Source organism: Pseudomonas sp. GCM10022186, assembly GCF_042656385.1.
GTDB lineage: Bacteria > Pseudomonadota > Gammaproteobacteria > Pseudomonadales > Pseudomonadaceae > Metapseudomonas.
In genome coordinates this window covers 56772-66343 of record NZ_JBHSOU010000017.1, presented here as the reverse complement: position 1 = coordinate 66343, position 9572 = coordinate 56772, and the positions used below count along the sequence as shown (strand labels likewise).

At 67.1% G+C, this 9572-nt stretch carries 10 protein-coding genes; 8 read left to right on the top strand and 2 right to left on the bottom strand.

What is annotated here, in order from left to right; genetic code table 11:
- Window positions 1-254 precede the first annotated feature (254 nt).
- Window positions 255-1097 carry a LysR substrate-binding domain-containing protein gene (locus tag ACFPU0_RS10000; protein ID WP_377692792.1) on the bottom strand — a complete coding sequence of 281 codons (843 nt, stop codon included), beginning with the start codon at window positions 1095-1097 and terminating at the stop codon, window positions 255-257.
- 122 nt (window positions 1098-1219) lie between these two features.
- Between ACFPU0_RS10000 and ACFPU0_RS09995 the strand changes: the two genes are divergently transcribed.
- From ACFPU0_RS09995 to ACFPU0_RS09985, 3 genes are all read left to right on the top strand, one after another.
- A complete protein-coding gene (locus ACFPU0_RS09995) occupies window positions 1220-1681 on the top strand; it encodes a nucleoside deaminase (RefSeq protein ID WP_377692791.1) in 462 nt (153 codons plus the stop codon).
- Window positions 1668-2864 (top strand): CynX/NimT family MFS transporter, encoded by a 1197-nt coding sequence (locus tag ACFPU0_RS09990; protein ID WP_377692790.1) that lies wholly within the window; start codon window positions 1668-1670, stop codon window positions 2862-2864. Before ACFPU0_RS09995 ends, ACFPU0_RS09990 begins: the two co-directional genes overlap by 14 nt.
- 301 nt (window positions 2865-3165) lie before the next feature.
- Window positions 3166-3909 (top strand): SDR family oxidoreductase, encoded by a 744-nt coding sequence (locus ACFPU0_RS09985; protein WP_377692789.1) that lies wholly within the window; start codon window positions 3166-3168, stop codon window positions 3907-3909.
- Here the strand turns inward: ACFPU0_RS09985 and ACFPU0_RS09980 are convergent.
- A complete protein-coding gene (locus tag ACFPU0_RS09980; RefSeq protein WP_377692788.1) occupies window positions 3906-4838 on the bottom strand; it encodes an HD-GYP domain-containing protein in 933 nt (310 codons plus the stop codon). The genes ACFPU0_RS09985 and ACFPU0_RS09980 overlap by 4 nt on opposite strands.
- A 169-nt stretch (window positions 4839-5007) precedes the next feature.
- On the opposite strand from ACFPU0_RS09980, the gene ACFPU0_RS09975 reads away from it, so the two are divergent.
- From ACFPU0_RS09975 to ACFPU0_RS09955, 5 genes are all read left to right on the top strand, one after another.
- Window positions 5008-5334, top strand: coding sequence for a DUF190 domain-containing protein (locus tag ACFPU0_RS09975; protein WP_377692787.1), 327 nt, complete (start codon window positions 5008-5010; stop codon window positions 5332-5334).
- 49 nt (window positions 5335-5383) lie between these two features.
- Complete coding sequence (locus ACFPU0_RS09970; RefSeq protein WP_377692786.1) at window positions 5384-5596, top strand: DUF3820 family protein; 213 nt, start codon at window positions 5384-5386, stop codon at window positions 5594-5596.
- A gap of 371 nt (window positions 5597-5967) precedes the next feature.
- A complete protein-coding gene (locus ACFPU0_RS09965) occupies window positions 5968-7317 on the top strand; it encodes an outer membrane beta-barrel protein (protein WP_377692784.1) in 1350 nt (449 codons plus the stop codon).
- Between the two features lie 63 nt (window positions 7318-7380).
- Entirely contained in the window at window positions 7381-8691 is a 1311-nt protein-coding gene (locus tag ACFPU0_RS09960; RefSeq protein ID WP_377692783.1) for an ABC transporter substrate-binding protein, read from the top strand.
- Window positions 8692-8849: 158 nt separating this feature from the next.
- Window positions 8850-9572 (top strand): ABC transporter ATP-binding protein, encoded by a 723-nt coding sequence (locus ACFPU0_RS09955; protein WP_377692782.1) that lies wholly within the window; start codon window positions 8850-8852, stop codon window positions 9570-9572.

Below are 9572 nucleotides of genomic sequence, written 5' to 3'. Positions count from 1 at the left end.
CGCTTCCGGTGCCGATGAACGCCTGAGCGCGAAGCGATCAGGCAGGGGCGCAGGGCGGGGGCCGGGGGAGAGGGAGGTGTCAGACTGGTGCGGAGACCTGAAAGTCCCGTACTAGAGACTTCTATTCGGTCCTGCAACAGCTAACGCAGACATAGCCAATTCATTCGCCAAGGGCGGCGCAGCTGCCCCAATGGACGTCCGCAGGGCAGGCCTTCGGCCTGCTTGGCGAATGAATTCGCCCCTACAACGCTCAATCAACCTCCGCACAGGGCCTTCAGTCGCTCCACCAGTTCTGCCCCTGCACTGCCCAATCCCGCCCGCCCATAAAGCGCCAGGCGCAATCCCTGGATCTCCGGCAATCCTTCTTCCTCTCCCAGCAACCGATGCTCCGGCCCCAGCACCCGCAGCGGTAGCAGGCTCACCCCCAGTCCCGCCGCCACCGCCGCGCGCACGCTGGCCAGGCTGGCGCTGGAATAGGCGATGCGCCAGCGCCGGCCCTGCACGTCCAGGCCATGGAGCATCTCGTTGCGGTACAGGCCACCGGGTGGGAATACCACCAGGGGCAGGGGTTCGCGGCCATAGGCGCGGCGGCTGGCGCTGTCCACCCAGGCCAGGGGTTCCGGCCAGGAGGCCAGGCTGTCGCCGCCGTCGCCCATGCGCTTGACCAGCAGCAGGTCGAACTCGCCGCCCTGGTACAGGCGCAGCAGTTCCGGGCTGAGGCCGCTGGTCACCTCTAGGCGCACGGCGGGGTGGGCGGCGGAGAATTCCGCCAGGACCGGCATCAGGCGCTCGGCCGCGAAGTCCTCCGGCACACCCAGGCGCAGCACGCCGCTGCCGGGCTGGTGGCGCAGCACTTCTGCGGCTTCCTCCTGTAGCGCGAGAATGCGCCGGGCATAGCCCAGCAGCTGTTCCCCCTCCGGTGTGGCCACCACCTGGCGCTGGCTACGGTCCAGCAGGCGGCAGCCAAGACTTTCCTCCAGCCGGCGCAGCTGCTGGCTGACGGTGGACTGGGTGAGGTGCAGCCGTTCCGCCGCGCGGGTGAAATTGCCGCAGTCGGCCACGGCCACGAAGCTGCGCAGGAGGAGGGGATCGAACATGGATGTATTCCGAGTGCCACTGGTCTGCATGGTTATATTTAATTTCAGAATACCTGACCAGCCGGACATAATTCTGCGCATTCGTCGCCGATCCGGCGCCCGCTGATTGATGGAGCAACCCCATGTCTGAAGATCACAACTATCTGCAACAGGCCGTGGAACTGGCGCGGCAGAACGTGGAGCAGGGCGGTCGTCCCTTCGGCGCGCTGCTGGTGCGCGACGGCCAGGTGCTGGCCAGTGCGGTGAACGAAATCCACCTGACCCAGGACCCGACCTGCCACGCCGAACTCCAGGCCATCCGCACCGCGAGCCGGCAATTGGGACCGCGCCTGGATGGCTGCGTGATCTACGCCAGCGGCCAGCCGTGCCCCATGTGCCTGGCGGCCATGCACCTGTGCGGCGTCAGCCGCGTGGTGTTCGCCGCGGCCAATGCCGAGGGCGAACCCTTCGGCCTGTCCACCGCCGCTGTCTACCAGCAGATGGCCCTGCCGCTGGAGGCGCAGAAGCTGGACATCCGGCACCTGCCGCAAGCGGCCATGAAGGAGATCTACGCCCGCTGGCAGGCCCTGTATGCCGCACGCTGACCGTTTCGAAAACCTGGCCGGCTGGGCGCTGCTGATAGTCCTCGGCCTCAACCTGCGGCCCATCCTCGCCTCGGTCAGCCCCTTGCTCGCGGATATCCGCAGCGCCACCGGCATGGGCTTCCAGACCGCGGCGCTGCTCACCACCCTGCCGGTGATCTGCATGGGCCTGGTGGCGCTGCTGAGCAACCGCCTGGGCGGTCTGGGGGAGCGCCGCGGCATCGGCCTGGGGCTGGCGCTGATCGCCGGCGCCTGCCTGGTTCGGCTGCTCTGCGGCCAGGCCGGGCCGCTGCTGGCCACCGCCTTGCTGGGGGGCGCCGGGGTGGCGCTGATCCAGGCGCTGCTGCCGGCGGTGATCAAACGCCGCTTCGAAGGCCGGGTGGCCCTGGCCATGGGCGTCTATTCGGCATCCCTGATGAGCGGCGGCGGCCTGGCGGCGCTGTTCAGCCCGCTGCTGGCCCATCGCTTCGAACACTGGCAGGCGGGCCTCGGCCTGTGGCTGGTGCCGGCGTTGCTGGCCCTGGCTCTCTGGCTGTCCCGACCCGTGCCCGGCGCCGCGCCGACGACGGTCGGTCGGGCGGCAAGCTTCCTGCGCGACCGCCGCGCCTGGCTGCTGGCGCTGTATTTCGGCCTGGTGAACTGCGGCTACATGAGCATGGTGGCCTGGCTGCCGGCCTACTATCAGCAGCTGGGTTGGACCCCGACCCGCAGCGGTTCGCTGCTGGCCTTCATGACCATCTTCCAGGTGCTGGCGGCGTTGGCCATGCCCGCCCTGGCCCATCGCAGCAGCGACCGCCGCCCCTTGCTCGCGGTGAGCCTGCTGGCCCAGGCGGTAGGCTATTGCGGCCTGCTCTGGGCACCGCTGGGCCTGTCCGCCCTCTGGGTGGCGCTGATCGGCTTCGGCCTCGGCGCCTGCTTCGCCCTCAGCCTGATCCTCACCCTCGACCACCGCCGCGACCCCCGCGAGGCCGGCCAGCTGGCGGCCTTCGTGCAAGGCGTGGGGTTCCTGATCAATGCCGTTTCCCCCTGGCTCAGCGGCTGGTTGCGGGAGCTGACCGGCGGCTTCATCAGCGCCTGGCTGGTGCTGCTGGTGGGCGTGCTGTTGATGCTGGGGGTGACGCGGCTGTTCAGCCCGGCCAGTTACCGGCCGGCAACCCGCCAGGCGCAGGTTCCCGAATTGGCGTAGGGCGAACCCGAAGGGCCACTACGGCGAAGGAACGAACGCAGGGACAAGTTCCCGGATGTAGGGTGGAAAGCGCTTCTTCTTTCCACCTTCTGAGTTCGTGCCGCCTCCGCAGGTGGATCGATGAAGCGTGATCCACCCTACTTGGCTGCATTGCAACCCGATCACGCATGATTTCGCCCCACCAGGTAGCGATCGCCCCTGATAACCGGTCCCGCACACCGCGCCAACTGCGGCTATACCACTGGAAAGGCCCCACAAGCGGCACCAGCCGCGGACTCGAGGGCCTGTTCGGGAGAACCGCATGCCAGAAACTGCCAGAACCGCGATTGTCACCGGGGCTTCCCGGGGCATAGGCGCCGCCATCGCCCGGCGCCTGGCCGCCGAGGGCATCCAGGTGGTGGTCAATTACGCCTCGCGGCCGGAAGCTGCCGAACAAGTGGTGGAGGATATCCGTCGAGCGGGCGGGAGGGCCTATCCGGTGCTCGCCGATGTCAGCGACCCGGTGGCGGTCGCCGTGCTCTTCGACCAGACGGAAGTGGAGTTCGGCGCCGTCGATATCCTGGTGAACAACGCCGGGGTGATCCAGCCCGGCCTGGTTCCCCTGGCCGCCACCGACATGGCGCTTTACGACCGCCTGTTCGCCATCAATACCCGCGGCACCTTCAACACCCTCAAGCTCGCCGCCACGCGATTGCGCTCCGGCGGGCGCATCGTCAACCTGTCCAGCAGCGTGGTCGGGCTCGGCTTGCCGGGGTACGCCATCTACGCCGCGTCCAAGGCCGCCGTGGAAACCATGAGCGCCATCTTCGCCCGCGAGCTGCGCGGGCGAAACATCTCGGTCAACTGCGTGGCGCCCGGGCCCACGGCGAACAATCTGTTCCTCGAGGGCAAGCCGCCGGAACTGGTCGAGCGCCTGACCAAGCAGGCGCCCCTGGAGCGTTTGGGCAACCCCGAGGACATCGCCAACCTGGTGGCCTTCCTGGTCGGGCCCGAGGGCGCCTGGGTCAATGGCCAGACACTCAGGGTCAACGGCGGGATCATCTAGGTACGTACAGTGCCTGCGCTCGACGACTTTTCGTACGGACCGGGCGCCGCTACGCCCAGCAGGTTTTCCGCCTGTTCCAGCAGGTCTTCCAGGAGGAAATCGTCCGCGTCGGGCTCCAGTGCCACGGCATTGCCGAGCCGGCCGGTGGCGACCAGGCGCACGTGGTCGCCGTCGCGCTCCACCCGATGCTCGCCGCCGCAGGCCCGGCAGTAGACCAGCGAGCCGCTCGGCTGGCTGTGCCTGACCACTATGATCGGCCCGCACTCCGGGCAGGCCTGCAGCGGAATGTGCGGTTCGCTGTGGCCGATTATGTGGTCCAGGGCACCGCGTTCGCCCAGGGTGATCAGGTGTTCGCCGCATTCCCGGTCGAACTGGCTGCCCAGGTATTCGGCGATGATGTCCAGCGCCGAGGCGATCGGCATCGCCCTGCGATAGGGGCGCGTGCTGGTCATGGCGTCGAAGGCGTCGGAAACGCCGACTATCCGCGCCTCCAGGGGAATGGCTTCGCCACGCAGGCCTTGCGGGTAGCCGCGGCCGTCGGGGGTCTCGTGGTGCATCAGCACCGCCGGCAAGACCAGCACGGCGAGGGGATGCCCGCTGAGCAACCGCTGGCCCACTTCGGGGTGGGTCCGCATGATTTCGTACTCATGCTCGTCCAGCCGGCCCGGCTTGTTCAGCACGGCGTCGGGTACGCCTATCTTGCCGAGGTCGTGGAGAAACCCGCCGAGGGTGATGCGTGCCACCTCGGACGGCGGCAGGCCGAGGTCCACGGCCAGTAGCTGGGAGAACTGGGAAACGCGCCAGAGATGCCCGCCGGTGTAGGCATCCCGTGCCTCCACCAGGGCGGCCATCAGGTAGAGGCTCTTGAGCAGCGGGTGGATGGCGCTGGCGGGGATTGCCGGGAGTGGCCGGTAACCAGGAGTGTTCATCAGGTGTTCCTCCGCTGGGGATGGGGGTGGAACAGCATGTGATCGGCCTTCCTGATTACCCCCGGCGGCGCGTCTTGGGAAGCGCGCTTCATCGGCTGGTGCCGACCATCGCCAAAGCGTCCGGAGCCGCGCTGCGGGTGCCATGCTGGAACAGGACAGGAGGGCAGCCATGAACGGTTATCAGCTCACGCTCTACACCCAGCAGAACCGCCGCCACCAGGGCAAGATGCTGGCGGACTGGGTAGTCGGTCTGGCCATGGACATGGGCCTGCGCGGTGCCACCCTGGTATCCGGCATCGAGGGTTTCGGCCACACGAAGCATTTTCACTCCCACCACTTCTTCGAGATGGCCGACCAGCCGATGCTGATCCTCATGGCCCTCAGCGAAGCCGAGTGCGACGCCTTCCTCAAGCGCCTGGAGGAGGAGGGCGTGACGCTGTTCTACGTCAAGGTGCCCGCCGAGTTCGGCCTGCTCGGCCCTCCGGTGGATGCCTGAGCCCGGGCTCTGCGACAATCGCCCGTCCGTTCGCTCCCAAGGCCGCCCGATGAATCCTGAAGACCTGCTGCTCCTGGTCACCCGCGAAATGCCCTACGGCAAGTACAAGGGCCGCCTGATCGCCGACCTGCCCGGCCACTACCTCAACTGGTTCGCCCGCGAAGGCTTCCCCAAGGGCGAGCTCGGCCGGCTGCTGATGCTGATGCAGGAGATCGACCATAACGGGTTGAAGCCGTTGCTGGAGCCCCTTCGGCGAAAATGACGGCCCATTCCTTGTAGGGGCGAATTCATTCGCCAAGGGCGGCGAAGCTGCCCCGTGCGGACCCGAGGGGCAGGCCTTCGGCCTGCTTGGCGAATGAATTCGCCCCTACATATGTATTCGCCCCCGCAGCACCTGCTTCCGCCATTTCCGTCCGATAACCGCCCACCCCGCCGCACCTCCTTCCCGCCGCAACCGCTCTAGCCCGAGAGCGCCCGCGATTGTTCTCGATTCGCAAACACTCATATCGCCGAAAGCGGAATTGTTGCAGGGGTAGGGCGCTTGTAGCTTGCGACCCAGCCGGACGGCCCGCCCGCACTGCCAGCGGGGCCCGTCACGGCATCAGGCTGACTAATAACAACAAGGTAGCTGCCATGTTCCGTCGCAAGCATCTTCCCGCGTCTTCCCTGGTCGCCCCGGTCCTGGCGGCCGCCGCGCTGTTCCCCGCATTCACCCAGGCCGCCGAGCCGGGGCCGTCCGGTTCGCTGTTTCGCAGCGCCTTCGGCGACGGCCTGGAGCAGGACCATGGCATCAAGGTCCACGGCTGGGCCCAGGCCGGCTGGATCTACAACGACAACGGCAGCGATGACGTGAGCAAGCAGGCCTTCTTCAACAACGACGAAGGCTTCAACCTCAACCAGTTCGCCCTGGCCATCGAGAAAACGCCCAAGGGCAATGTGGTCGGTCGCGTCGGTCCGTTCCCGGGGCCCATGCCGCAGGAGGCCGACTGGGGCTTCAACGTCACCGCGCTGTACGGCAAGGACGCGCGCTTCTTCAAGACCTACGGCTTCGACGAGGACCTGGGCGTCAACCGCTCGGCCGATGCCAACGACGAGAACTTCAACATCGCCCAGGCCTACCTGGACTTCTACATCCCGGTGCTGGGCGGCTCCAACCTGATGCTCGGGGTGTTCCACACGCCGCTGGAGAACGAGATCGGCTTCGCCCTGGGCAGCCCCGCGCCGGCGGATTTCTACAGCCACACCTACTCCTTCATGCACGGCCCGGCCAAGCACACCGGCGCGCTGTACTCCTTCAAGCTGCCCCAGGAAGAGGGCGGCAGCATGCTCGGCTTCGAGCTGGGCGTGGTGCAGGGCTGGAACAACATGCAGGACCCCAACGGCGATCCGGACGTGATCGCCAACCTGCGCTGGCGCTCGGCGGACTTCCGCACCTGGGTGGACTGGGAAAACATCTACGGCAACGGCGCCGGCGACAGCTTCGCCGAGTGCGCCTGCGGCTCGCCGATCCCCGCCGGCAGCGATGACCAGGACCTGACCCGCTACGCCTCCTACCTGACGGTTTCCCAGGTGCTCGACGAGCGCAACCGGGTCGCCGTGGAGTTCAACTACGGCCAGCAGGAGGACGCGGCCTTCGCCGCCTTCGCCGACAAGGGCAACGCCCATTGGTACGGCGCCGACTTCAACTGGTACCACCGCCTGGCCGATGACCTGATGTGGAACAGCCGCGCCGAGTGGTTCCACACCGACGCCCCGGTGCATGTGGTGATGGCCAATATCGACCCGCAGACCGGCATTCCCGACCCGAGCTGGGGCAGCTTCTACGGCTTCACCACCAACCTGGCCTGGACCCCGGTGCCCAACGTCCGCCTGCGCCCCGAGCTGCGCTACGACATCCACAGCGGCAGCGGCCGCGATGCCTTCGGCGACGGCCGCGAGGATCGCCAACTGATCGGTTCCTTCGACGTCACCGTCTTCTTCTGATCCGCCACCCTCCCACTGCCATCCCGGCCGGGCCTGCGCCCTGGCCGGTACGAGGTATCCACCATGGACAACGACAAGAAATTCCTCGGTGCCGGGCTGTCCCGGCGTGATTTCCTGCGGGCCAGCGGCGTCGTGGCTGGCGGCTCGCTGCTCGCAGGCCTTTCTTCCGGGCCGCTGCTGGCGGCGGAGAAGGTCATCCGCATCGGCTACGTCAGCCCCCGGACCGGTCCGCTGGCGCCTTTCGCCGCGGCGGATGCCTACATCATCGAGAGCCTGGCCTCGGTGCTGAAGAACAGCATCACCGTCGGCGGCCAGCGCTGCCGCCTGGAGGTGATCGTCAAGGACAGCCAGTCCAACCCGAACCGCGCTGCCGAAGTGGCCAACGAACTGATACTCGAAGACGGCGTCGACCTGATGCTGGTGTCCTCCACCCCGGAGACCACCAACCCGGTGTCGGACCAGTGCGAGATCAACGAGATCCCCTGCATCTCCACCGTGGCGCCCTGGCAGCCCTGGTTCTTCACCCGCGGCGGCAAGCCGGACGAAGGCTTCCAGTGGACCTACCACTTCTTCTGGGGCCTGGAGGATGTGATCGCCACCTACACCGCCATGTGGGGCGGCATGGGCAGCAACAAGGTGATCGGCGGCCTGTTCCCCAACGACGGCGACGGTAACGCCTGGGGCGATAACAAGCTGGGCTTCCCGCCGGTGCTGGCGCAGAAGGGCTTCCAACTGGTGGACCCGGGCCGCTTCCAGAGCCTGACCGACGACTTCTCCGCGCAGATTTCCGCGTTCAAGAAGGCCGAGGCGGAGATAGTCACGGGCGTGGTCATTCCGCCGGACCTCACTACCTTCTGGACCCAGGCGCGCCAGCAGGGCTTCCAGCCCAAGGCCATGTCGGTGGGCAAGGCGCTGCTGTTCCCCTCGGCGGTGGAGGCCCTGGGCAAGGCCGGGCACAACCTTTCCACGGAAATCTGGTGGAGCCCGAGCCACCCCTTCAGCTCCTCGCTCAATGGCCTGACCGCCGGGCAACTGGCCGCGCGCTACACCCAGGCCACCGGCAAGCAGTGGACCCAGCCGCTGGGCTTCGTCCATGCGCTGTTCGAGCTGGCGGTGGACATCCTCCAGCGCACCGAGGAAGTGGGCAATCCCGAAGCCACCCGCGACGCGCTGTTGAAGACCGAGCTGAACACCGTGGTCGGCCCGGTGAGCTGGAAGAACGGCCCGGTGAAGAACGTCGCCAAGACCCCGTTGGTGTCCGGCCAGTGGCGCCTCGGCGGGCCCTTCACCTACGACCTGGTGATCACCAGCAACCAGACCGCGCCGCAGATTCCCCTGGGTGGGGAGATGCAGGCGATCACTTACGGCGGTTGAGTCCGAGCGCGGACTCCCTCTCCCTGACGCTTTGTAGGATGGGTTGAGCGTAGCGATACCCATCACTGCGCACCCCGATGGGTATCGCGTAGCTCAACCCATCCTACGGCCCTCTCCTGGATGCAATCCGGGCTACAGCTTCATACAGGTAACGACATATGCAACAACTCCTCGTACTGGAGCAGGTGCACAAGAGCTACGGCTCGGTGAAGGTGACCGACGATCTCAGCCTGGCCCTGGCGCCGGGTGAGGCGCTGGGCATCATCGGGCCCAACGGCGCGGGCAAGAGCACCCTGTTCAACCTGATCGCCGGGGGCGTCGCCGCCGACAGCGGGCGCATCCATTTCCAGGGTGACGACGTCACCCGCGAGCCGGTGTTCAAGCGCTGCCAGCGCGGTATCGGCCGTTCCCACCAGATCCCGCACCCTTTCGTGAAGATGACGGTGTTCGAGAACCTGCTGGTGGGCGCCACCTTTGGTGCCGGGCAGGCCGAAAAGGACAGTAATGCCTGGTGCGCAAACATCCTCGAACTCACCGGCCTGATGAAGAAGGCCAACGCCTTGGCCGGCTCCCTGACCCTGCTGGAGCGCAAACGCCTGGAAATGGCCCGCGCCCTGGCCACCCGGCCGCAACTGCTGCTGCTCGACGAAATCGCCGGCGGCCTCACCGAGCCGGAGTGCCATGAGCTGGTGGGCACCATCCAGGGCATCCACCGCTCTGGTACCGCGATCATCTGGATCGAGCACATCGTCCACGCGCTGCTGGCGGTGGTCGGCCGCCTGGCGGTGATCAACTTCGGCCGCAAGCTGGACGAAGGCGAGCCCCAGGCGGTGATGGCCAACCCCAGGGTGCAGGAAATCTACATGGGCATCGGGAGCTGA

Bases quoted from the DNA above. Each gene is read 5' to 3' on its own strand.
- ACFPU0_RS09990 (WP_377692790.1), top strand. From the start codon at position 1,668: ATGCCGCACGCTGACCGTTTCGAAAACCTGGCCGGCTGGGCGCTGCTG.
- ACFPU0_RS09985 (WP_377692789.1), top strand. From the start codon at position 3,166: ATGCCAGAAACTGCCAGAACCGCGATTGTCACCGGGGCTTCCCGGGGC.
- ACFPU0_RS09965 (WP_377692784.1), top strand. From the start codon at position 5,968: ATGTTCCGTCGCAAGCATCTTCCCGCGTCTTCCCTGGTCGCCCCGGTC.
- ACFPU0_RS09970 (WP_377692786.1), top strand. From the start codon at position 5,384: ATGAATCCTGAAGACCTGCTGCTCCTGGTCACCCGCGAAATGCCCTAC.
- ACFPU0_RS10000 (WP_377692792.1), bottom strand. From the start codon at position 1,097: ATGTTCGATCCCCTCCTCCTGCGCAGCTTCGTGGCCGTGGCCGACTGC.
- ACFPU0_RS09960 (WP_377692783.1), top strand. From the start codon at position 7,381: ATGGACAACGACAAGAAATTCCTCGGTGCCGGGCTGTCCCGGCGTGAT.
- ACFPU0_RS09955 (WP_377692782.1), top strand. From the start codon at position 8,850: ATGCAACAACTCCTCGTACTGGAGCAGGTGCACAAGAGCTACGGCTCG.
- ACFPU0_RS09975 (WP_377692787.1), top strand. From the start codon at position 5,008: ATGAACGGTTATCAGCTCACGCTCTACACCCAGCAGAACCGCCGCCAC.
- ACFPU0_RS09995 (WP_377692791.1), top strand. From the start codon at position 1,220: ATGTCTGAAGATCACAACTATCTGCAACAGGCCGTGGAACTGGCGCGG.
- ACFPU0_RS09980 (WP_377692788.1), bottom strand. From the start codon at position 4,838: ATGAACACTCCTGGTTACCGGCCACTCCCGGCAATCCCCGCCAGCGCC.